Here is a 17,972-nt window from a genome sequence, read left to right on the forward strand (position 1 = left end):
CAGGCCGGGCCGGCTTGCTCCTGCCCCTGCGTCATGTGGTCTGCTCGATGCACAAGGTCCCGATCGGAGAGGTCCCCCATGCAGTCGTTCCCCGCCCCGCCCCGCCAGGTGCAGATCGGCGACGCCGCCGCGTTCGCCGGCGTCACTCCGCGGGCGATCCGCCACTACCACCGGCTCGGCCTGCTCCCCGAGCGCGAGCGGGGCGGCGACGGCCGCAGGCGCTACGGCTACGACGACATCATCCGGCTGCTCTGGATCCGCCGCCTGGCCGACGCCGGGGTCGCGCTCGAGGACATCCGGGACGCCTTCGCCGTCGCAGCCCCGGCCGGCGCCGAGGACAGCGCCGACCGCGAGGACGAGGTCGCGGGCGTCCTCGCGCGGCTGGACGCCGCGCTCGCCGCGCAGGAGGAGGAGCTGCAGCGGAAGCGAGCCTCGGTCCGGCGCATGCGGACCCTCGGCGGCCGACTGGGGCTGCTCGACGACATCGTCTCGCGCCGCCTCGAGGGCGCACCCGAGGGCTCGCTGCGCCAGGCCGACCTCGACACCCTGCTGGTCACCGAGCGGATGTTCGGCCCGCTGGGCGCCGTCTCCCAGGCCGGCCGCTTCGTCGTCCTGGCCGCCGATCCGGCGCTGCGGGCGGAGGCCGACCGCGTCGACGCCGCCGAGGAGGCCCTCGACGACACGGTCGCCGAGGACGACCCCCGGGTGGAGCAGGTGGCGCGGGAGCGGCACGCCTTCGAGGCCCGGCTGATGCGCGTCGTCGAGGAGTCCGGTCAGCTCGAGGAGGACGAGGCGATCTTCGACGCGTGGGACGAGGCGCACCCGCCCGAGGACCCCGCGCCGGCCCCCGATCCCGCACAGGGCTCCCGCGCCCGGAGCGCCGGCGAGATCATCCGGAGCCTGCCCTACGACGTCTCGCCGGCCCGCCTGCGTGCCATGGACCTGGCGATGCGGCTGGGGATGGAGGAGGCGCCGGCGTCCTGAACGGGGCCGGCGCCCCGCCTCTAGCCGAGCGGTACCGACTCGCTGACCACGGCCGTGTTGCCCTGCGCGTCCTTGACGACGACCGAGACGTACAGCTCGGCCGCGGCGAAGGCGCCGGGCAGGCGGTACTTCGCCGTGTCGAGGGTCGCGCTCCACTCGGCCGGTCCCCCGTCGACGGCGATCCTCTCCCCGTTGACGGACACCCGCACGCTGTCGAGCTCGCTGGCGTCCGTCGCCGTGCCGGAGAGCCGCAGGGCACCGTCGACGAGCGCGGCCTCGAGTGCCGCCTCGGGCGCGTCCGACTCGGACCGCCGCTCCGGCTCGGGGAAGGGGGAGGCCGCGAGGTCGACGGTCTCCCCGGCGAGCGCCGGCGTGCGGGTGGGCGCCTCGCGGTTGTGCGTGCCCGCCTCGTAGGCGTACGCGTAGCCGAGGAGCGCGGCATCGTCGTACGCGGGACCGGCGATCGTGAGGTTGACCGGCATGTGCGTGTCGTCCATCAGCCCCATCGGCACCGAGACCGTCGGGATCCCCAGCATCCGGAGGGTGTAGTTCATGTTCGAGAAGTAGTTGCCGTTCCGATCGGCCACCGTGTTGGCCTCGCGGTCGACGTCCGCGTCCGCCTCTCCGATGTCCGAGTTCGCCGGGAAGACGATCCCGTCGAGCCCCTCCGCGTCGAGCCACTCCTCGAAGTCGACCTTCCGGGTGTCCTCGAGCCCCTGGAGCGACTCCTGCAGTCCGTCGACCTCGGACCACTCCGCCGGCACGCCGTCCGCCACCGCGGCGGGGTAGGCGTCCATGTAGCCGCCGTAGCTGACACCGTCCTGCTCCGCGAGGGATCCCGGCGGGTTGGGGAACACCTTCGAGGTGTCGACCTGGGTCCACGACGTCAGCTCCGGGTCGCCGACGGCCTTGAGGAACTTCTCGGCCGCGTAGGGGTTGATGCGGCTGAACTCGATCTCCCCGAAGTCCGCGGGCATCAGGCCGCGGGACTCGGGCGAGACCGCCCCCACCCGGTCCAGGTCCTGATTGTGCTGGACGGGAAGGTCGACCTCCACGACCTCAGCGCCGAGGGCGCGCAGGTCGTCCGCCGCCTCGTCCCAGCTCGCCTTGATGGACGGCCGGATCCGGATCGGGTTCGACCCTCCGAGGTCCTCGCCGATGTACATCTTCGGCACGCCCAGGCGGACGCCCTCGAGCGCACCCTCGTCGGCCAGGCTCGTGAAGTCGTCGGGGCGCACGTCCTCGACGGACGGCAGGTCGACGGCGGTCTGGTCGCGCCAGAAGTCGTTCTCCGTGTTCTCGTCCTCGACCACGATCGTGTTGAGCAGCGTGAGCATGTCGTCGACCGTGCGGGTGTGCGGCACGACGACGTCGCGCACCGGGAACAGCGGCCAGTTGCCGCGGATCGAGATCATCCCGCGGGAGGGCGTGTAGGCGATGAGCCCGCTGTTCGACGCGGGGGAGCGCCCGGAGGAGACCGTCTCCTCGCCCATGCCGAACATCGCGAAGTTCGCGGCGGTGGACGTCCCGGAGCCGTTGGAGGAGCCGGAGAACCAGGCGGCGGGCAGGAAGTCGGCGTTGTAGGGGCTCTCGGCGCGGCCGTACACGCCGCGCTGCATCCCGCCGCCGGCCATCGGCGGCATGTTCGTCTTGCCGATCAGCACGCCTCCCGCCTCACGGATCTTCTCGACCGTGAAGGCGTCGCTCGCCGCGGTGAGATCGGCGAAGGCGGGAGAGCCCGAGGCGACGGTGAGCCCCTCGACCATGTAGCTGTCCTTGACCGTGTACGGGATGCCGTCCAGCGGGCCGAGGGTCTCCCCGGCCGCACGGCGCGCATCGGACGCCTCGGCCGCCGCCATCACCCCGGGGTCGAGGACGGGGATCGAGTCGAGCGAGATCCCGTTGACGTCGTAGGCGTGGATCCGATCGAGGTACATCGCCGTCAGCTCGACGCTGGTCAGCGCTCCGGACTCGAGCGCGTGCTGCGCCTGGGCGATGGTCGCCTCCTCGAGGACGAAGAGGTCGGCGCGGGCGCTCGCGGAGTCGTCCGCGGCGTCGGGCGTGCACCCGGCGAGGACCAGCGCGCCGGCGGCGAGTGCTCCCGTCGCGGCGAGCAGCCGTCCGCGACGGCGAAGGGTATTCGGATGCAAGGCAGTTCCTCTCGTAGGCGGGCAGGACGACAGTCGCAGCCCGCCGATTCCGCGCCGTGTCGGTCGTGTTACCCCTGGCGGACAGTTCTCGAGCCGCAGATGTCGGACAGGTTTCCCGCCGTGTTGCCGGGAGATGACGGGTCGCTCCCGAGCCCCGCTCCCGGAGCGGCGGGTACATTCGGAGCGTGCAGGACCAGCGGACGAGCCTTCGTGACGTGGCGCTCGCCGCCGGGGTGTCGGTCGGGACGGCGTCCTCCGCGCTCGCCGGCACCGGACGGGTCAGCGACGCCACGCGCGAGCGGGTCAAGCGCGTCGCGCAGACCCTGGACTACGCGCCGCACGCGGGCGCCCGCAATCTCCGCCGCTCCCGCGCGGGCTCGATCGGGCTCGTGCTGCCCCGGATCGACGCCGAGGACTCCTTCTACCTGGATTTCGCGATGGGAGCCGCGGAGTGGGCGGCCACCCAGGGGGTCGCGGTCTCGATCATCACCGGCGCGATGCTCGACGACATCCCGCGGCTGCCGGTCGACGCCTTCCTCGTGCCGGACGTCGACGTGGACTCCCCCCGTCTCGCGGAGCTCGTCGCCGATCGGCGCCCGGTGGTCACGGCGGACACCGTCCCCGACGGGGCGCCGACCCCCTCTGCCGTCGTCGCGATCGATCACGGAGCGGGGATCCGGAGCCTCCTCGACCACCTCGTCGAGCGCGGTGCGACGCGCCCGGCGCTGCTCGCTCCGATGACCACGGTGATGTGGGGCCGCCGGCTCTGCGCGGCCTCCGCCTCCTGGTTCGAGGAGCGCTCGATCCCGGACCTGAGCGAGACGCTCCTGCCCGGTTCCTCCGACGAGACGGTCCTCCTGGCGGCTCGGCGACTGGCCGCCGCCGGAGCCGACGCGATCGTGGGCGTGCCGATGGGATCGGCCGAGCCGCTCGTCCGAGCCTTCGCGGAACAGCGGGAGGGGCGCCCGCTGATCGCCGGCTACGTCGACCACGCGGCGCTGAGGGCGGCGGGCGTCACCGCCGTCGACCTGCGCCCGCGGGAGGTCGGTGCCGCGTGCGCCCGCCTCGCGGTCTCGGCGACGGACTCCCCCGGCGCGGTCGCGGCCCCCTCCGTGCTCTCGATCGCCCCGGTCCTGGTCCCGCGCTCGAGCACGCAGCGGTGACCGCGGCGTCCCCGCGTCGCGGCGAGACGCTATGCTCCTGCAAAATCGTTTCGGCAGGGGAGGCACCGTGCTCGACACCGCACTCGCCCGGATCGTGTGGGCGGACGGCTCGGCACTGTCCGTCGTGAGCTCCGACGCCCTCGAGCCGCTCGCGGCCGCCGTCGGCGCGGACGTGGCGTTCGTGCCGGCGCCGTCCGGCACGGCGGGCGAGGGGGCCGCGGGCGGGTGCGACGCCGCCGGGATCGACGCCGTGCTCGCCGGCAGCGGCTGCCGGGTGGCGATCGTCGAGGCCGACGTCGAGCGCTTCCAGGAGGACCCGGCCCGTCGACGCCGCCTGGCGGAGAGGCAGCGCGAGCATCCCGGCACGGGGCTGTGGCTGGCGGTGACAGGCGTGCACGACTCCGACGCCATCGGCCGCGAGGTCGAGGCGGCCCGCTGGGCGGGCTTCCACACCGTCGGCGCCTCCATCGCCTCCCCCGCCGCCGCCCTGCTCACGTCGTCGATCGCGCAGGAGAGCGACTTCGTCCACATCGACGCGGGGAGGCTCGCTCTCGCCTGCTCCTCCCCGTCCGGCCGGCGGGACGCCCAGGAGCGGGCCGACGAGATCCTGTGGCACCCGTCCCTCCTCGCGATCCTGCGGCTGGCACTGACGGCCTCGGCCGCCGTGCCCACCTTCGTCAGCGTGCCCCCCTCCGCCACGGCGTCGTGGCTGGCGGCGCTCTTCGGGACGGGCGCGCGCTGCGTCGCGCTCTCGCGCGCCCAGCAGTCCGAGCTCGAGGCTCTCGCGGTCGACCTCACCGCGGTCGACGCCGCCGCCCTGGCGTCCGCCCTGATCTCCGCGCGCGGAGCAGCCGACGCGCGACGCCGGCTGGACGCGGCGCTGTCCGCCCTCGGCTCCGGGAGCGCGCACGCCGCGACGTCCTGAGACGCGGGGTCACGCCCGCGCGGTCACCCGAGGACCTCCCGCAGCACCTCCAGCGCCCGCTCGCGGTCGCCGACCCCGCCGCCCTCGTGCCCGCTGTACGGCCACACGTCGATCGACGTCTCGCCGCCCGAGACGTTGTGGGAGGCGAAGACCGTCGAGGGCGGGCAGATCGGGTCCATCAGGCCGACCGAGCGGTGCACCCGGCAGCCCAGGCGCCGGGAGAAGTGGACGCCGTCGACGTAGGAGAGGGTCCGCTCGACGGCGTCGAGGTCCTCGGGGCGGGTCGCCAGGTAGCGGGCGATCTCCACGTAGGGCGCCTCGTTCGTGACGGTCGTGGCGCGCAGGACGTCGGAGAGGAAGGGCACCAGGGCGATCGCCGCGCGCACCCGGGGGCGCAGCGCCGCCGCGGCGGTCGCGAGCGCTCCGCCCTGGCTGCCGCCGAAGACCGACACGCGGTCCGGGTCCAGCCCGGGGAGCGCCTCCACGGCGTCGACGGCGAGCGCCGCGTCCGCGATCAGGCGCCGGTAGTAGTACGTCTCGGGCGACTCGATGCCGCGGGTCGTGACCCCGGGGTACGCGGGTCCGCTGCCGTGGGGGTCGGGAGTGGCTCCGGAGCGGGCGAGGCGGCCGGCTCCCTGGCCTCGCGCGTCGACGACCAGGTGCGCGTACCCGGCGGCGGCGATCCAGAGGTGCTCGATCGGACGGCCCCGTCCGCTGCCGTACCCGGGGTACTCGATCACCACGGGGAGCGGGGCGCCCGGGTCGACCGCGGGGGTCACCAGCCAGGCGGCGATCGGCTCGCCCGCGAAGCCGGGGAACCGCACGTCCCGCACCCGCACCAGCGGGAGGCCCGCGTCGACCGGCGCGGCGCTCACGGCGGGGCCGCCCTCCCGCCCGAGCGCGAGGGTGGCCCGCCAGAAGGCGTCGAAGTCGTCGGGCTCCGCGACCTCCGCACGGAACTCGCGGAGGGCGGCGAGGGGGCGATCCGTGAACACCGGGTCAGCCTTTCAGACCGGAGTGCGCGAGCCCTTCCACGAACTGCCGCTGAGCGAGGAGGAACACGGCCAGCACGGGCACGACCGTCATCGTCGCCGCGGCGAGCTGCACGTCCCACATCTCCCCGCCGTAGGCGTCGGTGAAGCGGGTGAGCGCCTGGGGCAGGGTGAAGAGCTCGGGCGAGGTCAGGTAGACCGTCGGCTCGAGGTACATGTTCCAGGACCCGAGGAAGGTCAGGATCGCGACGGCCGACAGCGCGGGCTTGGACAGCGGCAGGAAGATGCGCCGCCAGATCCCGAAGCGGCCGAGGCCGTCCAGGCGCGCGGCCTCCTCGAGCTCGCCGGGCATCGCGATGAAGTACTGCCGCATGATGAACGTGCCCAGCACCGCCGGCGCTCCGACCATCGGCACCAGCAGCAGCGGCACGTGGGTGTCGATGAAGCCGAGCTGCCGGAAGATCTGGAACAGCGGGATGATCGTCACCTCCGTCGGCACCAGCAGGCCGGTCAGGACGACGAGGAACACCGCGTTGCGTCCCGGGAACGGGATCCGGGCGAAGGCGTAGCCGGCCAGGCTCGAGACCAGCAGCGTCACCACGGTGACCGTGACCGCGATGTAGAGGCTGTTCCAGTACTGGAGCGCGAACGGCTGGAACCGGAACGCCTCGGCGTAGCCCGCCAGGCTCGGCGAGTCCGGCAGCAGGGTCGGCGGGTTCGAGAAGATCTCGTTCACCGGCTTGAACGACGAGGCGATCATCCAGAACGTCGGCACCGCGAACGGCAGCACGAGCAGGATCAGCGTCACGACGAGCAGGGCGGTCATGAGCGGGCTGCGGCCGCGGCGGCGCTTGACGGGCGGCTCCGGGACGGCTTCGAGGCGTGGCGTGAGCGGGGTCCCCTGCTCGACGACGGCGTCAGTTCTCATAGAAGACCCATTTCCTGCGCAGCTGCCACTGCACGACCGTGAGGATCAGGACGAAGAGGAGCAGCATCAGCGAGAGCGTCGCGCCGTAGCCGATGTCGCTGAACTCGAAGGCCTGTTGGAACACGTAGTAGACGAGCACTGTCGTCGACAGCTCCGGCCCGCCCTCGGTCAGGACGGCGACCTGCGCGAACGCCTGCAGCGAGCCGACGATCGTGAGGATGGCGGTGAGGAGCAGGGTGGGCGAGATGAGCGGGAGCGTGATCCGGAAGAAGATCGCGCGGGGGCTCGCGCCGTCCAGGCGGGCCGCCTCGTAGAGGTCGCCCGGCACTCCCTGCAGCGCGGCGAGGAAGAGCACCATGTTGACGCCGACGCTGCGGATGACCTGCGTGACGATGACGCTCGCCATCGCGGTGGGTCCCTCCTGGAGCCAGTTCGGCCCGTCGAGGCCGACCAGCGAGAGCAGGCCGTTGATCGCGCCGTTGTCCTGGAGGAGGAAGCCCCAGACGAGGGTCCAGGCGACCACCGAGATGACGACGGGCGAGAAGAAGAGCGTGCGGAACAGGGCGCCGCCCGGGATCCTCCGGTTGAGCAGCACGGCCAGGCCCAGCCCGAGGGCGAGGTTCAGGACGACCACTCCCCCGGAGAAGACCGCGGTCGTGCCGAGCACCGCGCCGATGCTCGGGTCGTTGATCGCCCGCTCGTAGTTCTCGCCGCCCACGAAGGTCATGGAGCCGGTGAAGACGTTCCACTCGTTGAGGCTGAACCAGACCGCGAGCCCGACGGGCAGCAGCACGAACACGATCACACCGAGCAGCTGGGGCGCGATGAAGAGCCAGCCGGCGAGCGCGTCGCGGCGCCGGAGGTTCCAGTAGGCGCCGGCGGGAGCGGATCGGCGGCTGTCCGTCGAGGTCGCGGTCACGGGATCACTTCCCCTGGAGGACGGGCGCGATGGCGTCGCAGACGCCTCCGAGCACCTCGGCGACGTCGGCGTCGGCCGACCACATGCGGTCCAGCGCCGTCTTGCCGACCGAGGTGATCTCGGCGGGGCTCGTCACCGGAGGGGTGGCGGACACGTCGGCGAGCTCGTCGACCACGACGCGGTCGAGCTGCTCGGCGCTGAGGCGGGTGTTGACCTTCGCCAGCTCCTCACCGGACAGCAGCGACTCGCGGGGCGGCGGGAAGAACTGCGCGAGCTTGGCGGAGTTCTCCGGGTTGGTCATGAACGAGAGGAAGCCGGTCGCCTCCTCCACGTGGTCGCCGCCCGCGAGCGCCGCCATGCCGGCCTGGCCGATGTTGCCGTACTCGCCGGCGGGGCCGACGGGCAGCGGGTAGATCTCGAAGGGGAACGAGCCGTCGAGCAGGCTCGCGCGCGAGACCTGCGCGGTCGTGAACGCGGCGTCGCCGGCGAAGAAGTCCGCCGTCACGCCGGGTCCGGGGGTCGCGCCGCTGACGTAGACCGAGTCGTGGAAGAACTGGAACGCCTCCACCATCTCGGGCGAGTCCATCGTGCACTGGGTCCCGTCGTCGCTCCACGGCTGGGCTCCCCAGCCCGCCCAGAGGTTCGCGAGGCTCAGCCAGCCCGAGAAGTCGAAGTCGCGGATGATGTAGCCGGCCTTGCCGGTCGACTCGTTGACGGCCGCGCCGATGCGGTCGACGTCCTCCCAGCTGAGCGTCGCGGGGTCGACGGTCTGCCCGGCCTGCGCGATGAGGTCCTGGTTCACGTACAGCGCGAAGGGCGAGTTGGAGAACGGGTACGCGTAGAGCTCGCCGTCCTGGCTGAACGACTGCGCCACGCTGGGCAGGATGTCGTCGTACTCGTAGCCCTCGGTCCCCTCGAAGGTCTCGGTCAGTGGAGCGAGCGCTCCGGCGTCGATCAGGTCCTTCGCGATGTCGCCGACCCAGGCGAGGTCGGGGGCGTTGCCGCCCGCGGCCTGCGTGGTCAGGGTCGAGTTGTAGTCCGCGAACGGGAGGGACTCGAAGGTCACGGACTCGATCTCGGGGTGGTCGGCGATGTACTCGTCGGCCATCGAGTCGAACAGGGCGAGCTGCTTCTCGTCGGAGGTCCAGACGGACATCCTCAGAGCGACGGGTGCTGAGTCGTCCCCGCCGCCGGCGGCGCCGCAGCCCGAGAGGGCGGCGATCACTCCGACTGCGGCGAGCGAGGCCATCAGCTTCTTCGCTGGTCTCATCGTCTCTCTTTCTCCAATGGTCTTCTCGGTGTTCCCGGTCAGTACCCGACGACGTCGGGCCAGTGGGTCTCTACGCCGCGCGACTCGAGCCTCGCCTGCAGGCGGGCGACGAGGGCGGGGTCGGCGGCGATCTCGTGGGGCGACAGGTCCTCGGCGAGGGCGAGGGCCGCCAGCTCGCCGACGGCCTCGCCGATGTTCCACTCCACGGGGTGGAGGCGGTACGCGCCGTTGGTGATGTGCGTCGTCCCGATGTTCTTGCCCCCGGGCAGCAGGTTCGTCGGGGTGCGCGGCACGAGGGCGCCGAGCGGGATCTCGAACGGCGAGCACTCCACGTCGAGGTAGTTGTCGCCTCCGGTGGTCGGGTGCAGGTCGATCCGGTACATGCCCACGCCGACGGAGTCGTCGAAGCGCGCGGGGCTCCCCGTCCCGCGGGCGGCGACGGAGACGTCCTGCTCGCGCACGGTGGTGAGCGCGCGGATCCGGCGGGACTCGCGGATGTAGGGGGCCTGCGCGAGGCCGTCGGCGGTGCCCATCACGTCGCCGCGGAGCCGGAGCCCGGGCCAGCCGCGGCCGCCGTCGGGCCGGGGCGCCTCGGTCTGGAGCCAGTAGAAGTACGACAGCGAGAGCGCGCGGGCGCCGGCGAGGTGCTTCTCCGGCTCCGGCACGTCGAGGATCGAGCTGTCGAGGTAGTCGAGCATCGGCCAGTTCGCGAGCACGATGTCGCTGTCGAGCGCGCCCGGTCGGAGGGTCTCGGTCGCGAGGATCCGGCGGAACATCCAGAGGTCGGTGTCCCCGCCCTGCGCGCGCTGGTCCGCGGTGCGGGTGTCGCCCACGGCGTTCACGTGCATCGTGCGGGTCTCGGGGCGCAGCGTCCTCGGGTTCGGCGCGGTGAAGGAGAGGAGCTTCCCGCCCCAGAACGGCACCTCGTACTCGTGCCAGTAGTCGTAGTCGGCCGGGCGCTCGATGGTGTGGTCGCCGTCCGCGCTGTCGAAGCCGAAGCACCAGGTGACGGCCTGCACGTTCATCGGGTCGGCGACGGCGGGAGCGCTGGGCTCGCCGTGCTCGTCGCGCGACTCGGAGCCCGTGACGTAGTCGACCTCCGCGAGGGGGAGCAGCTCCCCCGTCTCGGTCGCGTCGACCACGTACCGTCCGGAGACGGCGAGCTCCTCGCCCGAGACCGCGTCGCGCAGCAGGACGCGCTCGATCCGGCCCGGGCCGCCGTCGACGGCGAAGGGGACGACGCCGGTGACGACGCGGATCGCTCCGCTCGAGCGGTAGGGGGCGAGCATCTCGTCGAGCACGGCGACGGCGACGCGGGGCTCGGCGCAGAGCCTGCTCACGAGTCCGCGGCCGGGGTTCAGGCGGTCGTCGCGCATCGCCTCGGCGGTGAGGGGGTAGTTGCGGCGGTAGTAGCCGCGGATGCCGTCGCGGAGGCGCCGGTAGTCGGCGGTGACGCCGAACTGCTCGACCCAGGTGTGCTCGTCCGGCGGGACGCCCTGCGAGGTGAGCTGACCGCCCAGCCACGGGTACTGCTCGGTCAGCACGACCGAGAGGCCGTTGCGGGCGAGGGCGATCGCCGCGGCCACTCCTCCGAGTCCGCCGCCGATCACGGCGACATCTGCTTGCATCGGGGTCACGCGTCCGCCTCGTCCTCGTCGACAGTCTGGGTCACCGGCCTACTACCCGCGGGTAATACGTATTGCCGATTGGTTAGACCGTAACGCACGAGTGTCAGGTTGGCAACGGTCTCCGCCGTTCCGAGCGACGCCGCGGCGACCCGCGGGCGTCCTCAGCCGGGAGTGGGCCGGATGTCAGGGCTCGGTGGCATGCTCGACCCCGAGCGCGGCCGGCGGGCGGCGGCGCGGAGCGGAGCAGCATGATCGGGTTGGATCTCACCGGGCGCACGGCCCTCGTCACGGGGTCGGGGCAGGGCATCGGGCTGGCCATCGCGACGACGCTCGCGGAGGCGGGCGCCGAGGTGATCGTGAACGCCCGCTCCGAGCGGTCGATCCGCCGGGCGATCGAGGCCGTCGGCGCGGCGGTGCCGGAGGCGCGGGTGCGCGGAGTCGCCGCCGACGTGTCGACGGAGAAGGGCACGGCCTCCCTCCTGCGCGCGGCCGCCGACGTGGACGTGCTCGTCAACAACCTCGGGATCTTCGGCTCCGCCGATGCGCTCTCCATCGACGACGACGAGTGGCGCCGCTACTTCGAGGTCAACGTGCTCACCGGCGTGCGCCTGACCCGCGCCTACCTCCCCGGGATGATGGAGCGCGAGTGGGGCCGCGTCCTCTACATCGGCAGCGACTCCGCCGTCGTCACGCCCGCCGAGATGATCCACTACGGAGTGTCGAAAACCGCGCTGCTGGGCGTCTCGCGAGGCTTCGCCAAGGCCGCCGCCGGCACCGGGGTGACGGTGAACAGCGTGCTCGCCGGGCCGACCCACACGGGCGGCGTCGAGGACTTCGTCTACGAGCTGGTCGACCGCGAGCTCCCGTGGGAGGAGGCGCAGCGCGAGTTCATGCGCCTGCACCGGCCGCAGTCGCTGCTGAAGCGCCTCATCGAGCCGGAGGAGATCGCCCACATGGTGGCGTACCTCGCCTCCCCGCTCGCCTCGGCCACCACGGGCGCCGCCGTGCGCGTCGACGGCGGCTACATCGATTCGATCGTGCCGTAGCGCGTGCTCCCGGGGCTTCCCGGGGCGCCGGCCGTCAGCGCGGAGGGGCGACCGAGCCGCCGGGGCGCCACGGGCCGCCGATGCGCTCCTGGAGGAGCGGCGCCGCCGGGTCGGCGAGGCGGGCGAGCAGCGCCTCCACTCCGCGGCGGCCGAGCTCGCGGCCGGGCGCGACGAGCAGGTCGAGCGCCGGGTCGGCCAGGTCGGCGACGTCGGGGTCGGAGGCGAGCAGGACGATCGAGAGGTCCTCGGGCACGCGCAGCCCGCGGTGCCGCACCTCGTGCGCGAATCCGACGGCGGCGCCCCCGTTGACGATCACCACGGCGGTCGCGGAGGAGGGGTCGAACGAGCGGGCGAGGGTGCGGCCACCGGCGGGCGACTCCTGGCAGCGCAGCAGCACGCCCTCGACGCCGCGGGCCGCGCAGGCGAGTGCGAACGCCTCCTGGGTGCGCGCGTAGGGGCCGAAGTCGGCCGCGGCGTCGCGGTCCGGGCCGAGCACGAGCGCCACCCGCGCGTGCCCCACGCCGGCGAGCCGGCCGAGCGCCTCCTCGACCATGCCCTCGAAGTCGATGTCGACCCAGTCGAGGGCGGACGGGTCGCGGGTGCGCCCGATGAGGGCGAAGGGCGTGCCGGAGTCCCGCAGGACCGGCACGCGCTCGTCCTCGCTGGTGACCTGCATCAGCACGACGCCGTCGATCAGGCCGTCGGCGCGCAGGTCCGCGAGGCGGTCGGAGCCGCCGACCGTCGGCCACAGGACGATCGAGTGGTCCTGCTCCGCCGCGGCCTCGGCGGCTCCGAGCAGGAACGAGGTGGCGGTGTTGAGCGGCCGGCTCGACACGAGCGGATAGACGACCGCGACGATCCCGGAGCGGCGCCGAGCGAGGGCGCGGGCCAGGGCGTGCGGCCGGAAGCCGAGCTCGCGCATCGCCGCCCGCACCCGCTCGCGGGTCTCGGGCGAGACGGGCTTGGTGTCGTTGACCACGAACGACACCGTCGCGATCGAGACCCCCGCGAGGCGCGCGACGTCCCTCATCGTGGCCACCGCGCCTCCTCCGCTCGCGCCGCCCGGCCGTGGTTGACGCGGGGCGGACGTCTCCCGCATCCTAGGAGACGCGGCCGGTAAAGCGGTTAACCCCGCGTCGGGCCGCCCACTGCCGCACCGTCTCCACCGTCGAAGAAGGAACACCGTGACCACACCCTCCTCCCCCGTCCGCGTCCTCGTCTGGGGCGAGAACCGCCATGAGCAGATCGAGGAGAAGGTCCGCGCGATCTACCCCGACGGCATGCACAGCACGATCGCCGACGGCATCCGCGAGAACCTCGGCGAGCGCGCCACCGTCTCCACCACCACGCTCGACGAGCCCGAGCACGGCCTCACCGAGGACGTCCTCGACGCCACCGACGTGCTCGTCTGGTGGGGCCACATGGCCCACGGCGACGTCTCCGACGAGATCGTCGAGCGCGTCCAGCGCCACGTCCTCTCGGGCATGGGCCTCGTCGTCCTGCACTCCGGCCACTGGTCGAAGATCTTCGGCAAGCTCATGGGCACCACCTGCACGCTGCGCTGGCGCTCGGAGCAGGACCGCGAGCTGGTCTGGACCGTCGACCCCACGCACCCCATCGCCCAGGGGATCCCGCACCCCTTCCTGATCCCGCAGCAGGAGATGTACGGCGAGTTCTTCGACGTGCCGGCGCCCGACGAGCTCGTGTTCCTCTCGACCTTCACGGGCGGCGAGGTCTTCCGCTCCGGCATGACCTGGAAGCGCGGCCACGGGCGCATCTTCTTCTTCTCCCCCGGCGACCAGGACTACCCCGTCTACCACCAGGCCGAGGTGCGCCGCGTGATCGCGAACGGCGTCGAGTGGGTGCGCTCCTCGCGCCCCGAGCGCCGCCTCCCGGTGCTGCAGCGCTACGAGACCGAGGACTTCCACAACGGCCAGGACTACGAGGGAGCGCTCGTCCGATGACGGTCCGCCTCGTCCAGGTCGGCGCCGGCGCGATGGGCCGCGCCTGGATCCGCACCATCCGCGACTCCCCGGACGCCGAGCTCGTCGGCCTGGTCGACCTCGACGTCGACCTCGCCACGGCTGCCGCGGAGGAGGAGGGGGTCGGCCCGGTCGCGGTCGGCACCTCCGTCGCCGAGGTCGCCGCGCGCTCCGGCGCCGACGCCGTGGTCAACGTGACCGTGCCGCGGGCGCACCTGCCCGTCAGCTCGGAGGCGCTGTTCGCCGGGCTGCCCGTGCTCTCCGAGAAGCCGATCGCGCCGACCATCGCCGAGGCGCTGGTGCTCGCGGCGACGGCCGAGGCCTCGGGCCGGCTCCTGATGACCAGCCAGTCGCGCCGCTACTACGCGGCGATCACCGCCTTCCGCGAGCAGATCGCCGGGCTCGGGCAGCTGGGCACCGCCTCCGTCCACTTCGCGAAGGCGCCCCGCTTCGGCGGCTTCCGCGACGAGATGGACCACGTGCTCCTGGTCGACATGGCGATCCACGCCTTCGACGCGGCGCGGTATCTGCTCGACAGCGACCCGGTCGCGGTCTACTGCGAGGAGTACAACCCGGCCTGGAGCTGGTACGCCGACGGAGCCGCGGCGAGCGCCGTGTTCGAGTTCGCCGGCGGAGTGCGCTTCAGCTACACCGGCAGCTGGTGCGCCGACGGCCTCGAGACCTCGTGGAACGGCGACTGGCGCGTGAACGGGGCCGGCGGCACCGCGCACTGGGACGGCGACGGCGCTCCGGAGTGGCAGTCGCGCGAGTCGGAGCCGGTGCGGACCGCCGCGCTCGAGCCCGTGCCCGAGGAGATCGCGGGCTCGCTCGCGGAGTTCGTGCGGGTGCTGGGCTCGGGGGCGGTGCCCTCGGGCGAGGTGCACTCGAACGTGCGGAGCCTCGCGATGGTGGAGGCGGCGGTCCGCTCCTCCGAGACGGGTGCGCGGGTGCGGCTCGACGACGTGCTGGAGGAGGGGTACGCGGAGGCGCTGACGCTCGCGCGCGACGAGCGAGTCCGCGCGGCCCTCGGCTCCTGGGGCTCGGCCGCGGAGGGCCTCGCACGCTGACCACGCCGCCTGGCGGATCTCGAGGCGTCCGTGCGGCGGACTGCGGCACGCGGCGTCTCGAGACCCCCGCCCGGTCGCGGCTCCGCCACCGCGCGTTCGCCGGGTGGACACCTGCGGGCGACGGGGCGTTCACCGGGGGCGGCCAGCGTGGGCGGGTTCCTTCGAAGCCGCTCAGGAGACCCGTGTCCTCTCGTCACACCCGCACCCGCACCCGCACCCGCACCGCCGCCCTCGCCCTCACCGTCACCCTCGCCGGCTGCACCCTCGGAGCCGCGGCCCTGCCCGCCTCCGCCGCGGGCGACTCCTTCTTCACCCGCATCGCCACGGTGCCGGCCTACCTCAACGCGGCCGACCCGTCCGCCGACTCCGCCGTCGCCGAGATCTCGAGCGCGTCGCCCGACGGCCGCCTGGTCTACTCGACGGACTCCGCCGGGCAGCGCATCGACGTCCTCGACATCTCGGACCCCGACGCCCCCGAGCCGCGCGGCGGCGTCGGCGTGGGCGGCGAGCCGACGTCGGTCTACGCGACCGGCGAGTACGTCCTCGCGGTGGTCGACACGAGCGACGGCGACTTCGCGAACCCCTCCGGCCACGTCAGCGTGCTGCACGCCGACGACCTCGCGCCCGTCGCGAGCATCGAGCTCGGCGGCCAGCCCGACTCCATCGACGTCACCACCGACGGCTCGACCGCGGTCATCGCGATCGAGAACCAGCGCGACGAGGACCTCGCCCCCGAGGGCGGCGAGGAGGGCGACCTCCCGCAGGCGCCCGCCGGGGAGCTCGTGGTGATGGACCTCGCGGGCGACCCCTCCGCCTGGGTGCCGGAGCACGTCGACCTCACCGGTCTCGCCGGCCTCGACGCCCCGTCGGACCCGGAGCCCGAGTACGTCTCGATCAACCCGGCCGACACGGCCGTCGCCGTGACGCTGCAGGAGAACAACGCCGTCGCGATCGTCGACCTGGCCACCCGCTCCGTCACCGCCTCGTACACCGCGGGCACCGCCTCCGTCGGCGGCATCGACACGCTCGACGACGACTCGATCTCGCTGACCGGCTCGATCACCGACGTCCCGCGCGAGCCCGACGCGATCGGCTGGGTCGGCGACGACCACGTCGCGATCGCGAACGAGGGCGACTGGAAGGGCGGCACGCGCGGCTGGTCGATCCTCGACGCCGCGACCGGGGCCGTGCAGTGGGACGCCGGGAACTCGTTCGACCACCTCGCGGTGCGCCTCGGGCTCTACCCGGACAAGCGCTCCGACGCGAAGGGCTCCGAGCCCGAGGGCCTGCTCTCGGCCACCTTCGACGGCGTCCCCTACGTGTTCGTCGGCGCCGAGCGGGCGAACTTCGTGGCCGTCTACGACGTGTCGGAGCCGACCGCGCCGCGCTTCGTGCAGGCGCTGCCGTCGACGCCCGGCCCGGAGGGGCTGCTCGCCCTGCCCGAGCGCGACCTGCTGGTCGTCTCGAGCGAGACGGACGACGCCGAGGCCGCCGTCCGCGCGAGCGTGCAGCTCTACGCGCTCGGCGCCTCCGCCCCCGCGTTCCCGACCGTGCTGTCGGCCGACGTCGACGGATCGCCGCTGCCCTGGGGTGCGCTCTCGGGCCTCTCTACCGACCCGGCGGCGCCCGACCGCCTGTACGCGGTGACCGACAGCGCCTACGCGCCGAGCACCCTCCACTCGATCGACACCTCCGTCTCGCCGACGCTGCTCGACACGACCCTCACGGTGACCGAGGGCGGCGAGCCCGCCGCTCTGGATCTGGAGGGGATCGCCGCCCGCGTCGACGGCGGCTTCTGGGCCGTGACGGAGGGCGGGACAGGCGACGGCAACGCGCTCCTGCGGCTCGACACGGACGCCGCGGTGACCGAGCGGATCGCCCTGCCCGCGGAGCTCGCCACCGCGCTGGGCAAGCAGGGCTTCGAGGGAGTGACCGTCGAGGACGGCGCCGCCGGTGAGATCGTCTGGACGGCGCTGCAGCGCGAGGCCTCGATCGACGCCGACGGAGTGGTCCGGATCGGGCGCTACGACGTCGCCGCCGACAGCTGGAGCTTCTTCGGCTACCCGCTGGAGGCCGTGTCCGGGGCGGACGGCGACTGGAACGGGCTCTCGGAGATCACGCTGACCCCCGCGGGCACGCTCGCGGTGATCGAGCGCGACAAGCTCAACGGGCCGGACGCCGCGCTGAAGGCCGTGTACACGGTGCCGCTGCCGACGGAGGCGGGCGCGGCGGTCGGCGAGACGCTGCCGATGCTCGAGAAGACGCTCGCGGTCGACGTGCTGCCCGCGCTGCAGGCCGGGAACGGCTGGACCCAGGAGAAGCTCGAGGGCCTCGGAATCACCGGCTCCGGCGAGGTGTTCGCGGTGACCGACAACGACGGCGTGGACGACGCGAACGGCGAGACGGTGCTCGCGTCGCTCGGCTCCGCGGAGTCCGTGTTCGGGACGGGGACGGTACCGACTCCGGGGCCGACGGCTGAGCCGACAACGGCGCCGACCGCGCAGCCCACGGTCGCGCCGACGGCTGAGCCGACCGCGCCGTCCACGGCCGAGCCGACCCGCACGCCGGCTCCCGCTCCGGCCGGCGCCGTTCCTCCGCGGACCGGCTCGGGACTCGCGAGCACCGGCGTCGAGACGGGCTGGACCGCCGCGGCGGCCCTCGCCCTGCTCGCCGGCGGAGCGCTCGCGCTCGGAGTCACGCGCCGCCGCCGCGACGCGCGCTGACGGACGCCGACGGCCCGGGGGACAGTGTCCTCCGGGCCGTCGGCGTCCCCCCGGGCGACCGGGGCGGGTGGTCGGGTATCAGCTTCCGGTGGGGGCGTCCTCGGTGTCGGGAGCGGTGCTCTCGGAGGGCGCCTGCGGGGCGACGGGCGCGGCAGGGCCGGAGCCGTCGGCGGGGGCCGGCGGCTCCGGCCCTGC

Annotated in this window: 14 protein-coding genes; 7 read left to right on the plus strand and 7 right to left on the minus strand. The window is 73.5% G+C overall.

The annotated features are described in order from the left end of the window. Positions 1-78: 78 nt before the first annotated feature. Positions 79-984, plus strand: coding sequence for a MerR family transcriptional regulator (locus C5D50_RS02425; RefSeq protein WP_219813276.1), 906 nt, complete (start codon positions 79-81; stop codon positions 982-984). A gap of 20 nt (positions 985-1,004) precedes the next feature. On the opposite strand, the gene C5D50_RS02430 is transcribed toward C5D50_RS02425, so the two are convergent. Next, positions 1,005-2,981, minus strand: coding sequence for an amidase (locus tag C5D50_RS02430; protein WP_374955340.1), 1,977 nt, complete (start codon positions 2,979-2,981; stop codon positions 1,005-1,007). A 338-nt stretch (positions 2,982-3,319) separates the two neighbouring features. Here C5D50_RS02430 and C5D50_RS02435 point away from each other — a divergent pair, with 338 nt between their 5' ends. Both C5D50_RS02435 and C5D50_RS02440 read left to right on the plus strand, forming a co-directional pair. Further along, positions 3,320-4,297, plus strand: a complete 978-nt coding sequence (locus C5D50_RS02435) for a LacI family DNA-binding transcriptional regulator (protein WP_104282617.1) — start codon at positions 3,320-3,322, stop codon at positions 4,295-4,297. 67 nt (positions 4,298-4,364) lie between these two features. Then, the gene (locus C5D50_RS02440) at positions 4,365-5,222 is read left to right on the plus strand and encodes a hypothetical protein (protein ID WP_104282618.1); all 858 of its coding nucleotides are present in this window, start codon (positions 4,365-4,367) and stop codon (positions 5,220-5,222) included. 23 nt (positions 5,223-5,245) lie between these two features. On the opposite strand, the gene C5D50_RS02445 is transcribed toward C5D50_RS02440, so the two are convergent. Genes C5D50_RS02445 through C5D50_RS02465 form a run of 5 tightly spaced genes read right to left on the minus strand, consistent with a single transcriptional unit; the run spans position 5,246 to position 10,959 of the window. Continuing rightward, complete coding sequence (locus C5D50_RS02445; protein ID WP_104282619.1) at positions 5,246-6,217, minus strand: acetylxylan esterase; 972 nt, start codon at positions 6,215-6,217, stop codon at positions 5,246-5,248. A 4-nt stretch (positions 6,218-6,221) separates the two neighbouring features. Continuing rightward, positions 6,222-7,142: a carbohydrate ABC transporter permease gene (locus C5D50_RS02450; protein ID WP_244229554.1), complete on the minus strand. Its 921-nt coding sequence runs from the start codon at positions 7,140-7,142 to the stop codon at positions 6,222-6,224. Next, a complete protein-coding gene (locus C5D50_RS02455; RefSeq protein WP_104234014.1) occupies positions 7,132-8,061 on the minus strand; it encodes a carbohydrate ABC transporter permease in 930 nt (309 codons plus the stop codon). Before C5D50_RS02455 ends, C5D50_RS02450 begins: the two co-directional genes overlap by 11 nt. Before the next feature lie 4 nt (positions 8,062-8,065). Continuing rightward, positions 8,066-9,331, minus strand: a complete 1,266-nt coding sequence (locus tag C5D50_RS02460) for a sugar ABC transporter substrate-binding protein (protein ID WP_104224315.1) — start codon at positions 9,329-9,331, stop codon at positions 8,066-8,068. A 38-nt stretch (positions 9,332-9,369) separates the two neighbouring features. After that, positions 9,370-10,959 (minus strand): FAD-dependent oxidoreductase, encoded by a 1,590-nt coding sequence (locus C5D50_RS02465; protein WP_104234052.1) that lies wholly within the window; start codon positions 10,957-10,959, stop codon positions 9,370-9,372. A 251-nt stretch (positions 10,960-11,210) separates the two neighbouring features. Between C5D50_RS02465 and C5D50_RS02470 the strand changes: the two genes are divergently transcribed. Continuing rightward, complete coding sequence (locus C5D50_RS02470) at positions 11,211-12,005, plus strand: SDR family NAD(P)-dependent oxidoreductase (RefSeq protein WP_104238803.1); 795 nt, start codon at positions 11,211-11,213, stop codon at positions 12,003-12,005. Between the two features lie 34 nt (positions 12,006-12,039). On the opposite strand, the gene C5D50_RS02475 is transcribed toward C5D50_RS02470, so the two are convergent. Continuing rightward, positions 12,040-13,035 (minus strand): LacI family DNA-binding transcriptional regulator, encoded by a 996-nt coding sequence (locus C5D50_RS02475; RefSeq protein ID WP_258069535.1) that lies wholly within the window; start codon positions 13,033-13,035, stop codon positions 12,040-12,042. A 154-nt stretch (positions 13,036-13,189) separates the two neighbouring features. Between C5D50_RS02475 and C5D50_RS02480 the strand changes: the two genes are divergently transcribed. The 3 genes from C5D50_RS02480 (at position 13,190) to C5D50_RS02490 (ending at position 17,777) form a co-directional block, all read left to right on the plus strand. Continuing rightward, entirely contained in the window at positions 13,190-13,969 is a 780-nt protein-coding gene (locus C5D50_RS02480) for a ThuA domain-containing protein (protein WP_104224317.1), read from the plus strand. Beyond that, a complete protein-coding gene (locus C5D50_RS02485) occupies positions 13,966-15,054 on the plus strand; it encodes a Gfo/Idh/MocA family protein (RefSeq protein WP_104282622.1) in 1,089 nt (362 codons plus the stop codon). Before C5D50_RS02480 ends, C5D50_RS02485 begins: the two co-directional genes overlap by 4 nt. 182 nt (positions 15,055-15,236) lie before the next feature. Continuing rightward, positions 15,237-17,777 (plus strand): esterase-like activity of phytase family protein, encoded by a 2,541-nt coding sequence (locus C5D50_RS02490; protein ID WP_104288923.1) that lies wholly within the window; start codon positions 15,237-15,239, stop codon positions 17,775-17,777. Positions 17,778-17,972: the final 195 nt, after the last annotated feature.

It is taken from the genome of Rathayibacter sp. RFBD1, assembly GCF_002932915.1.
In the GTDB taxonomy this organism is placed as follows: domain Bacteria; phylum Actinomycetota; class Actinomycetes; order Actinomycetales; family Microbacteriaceae; genus Rathayibacter.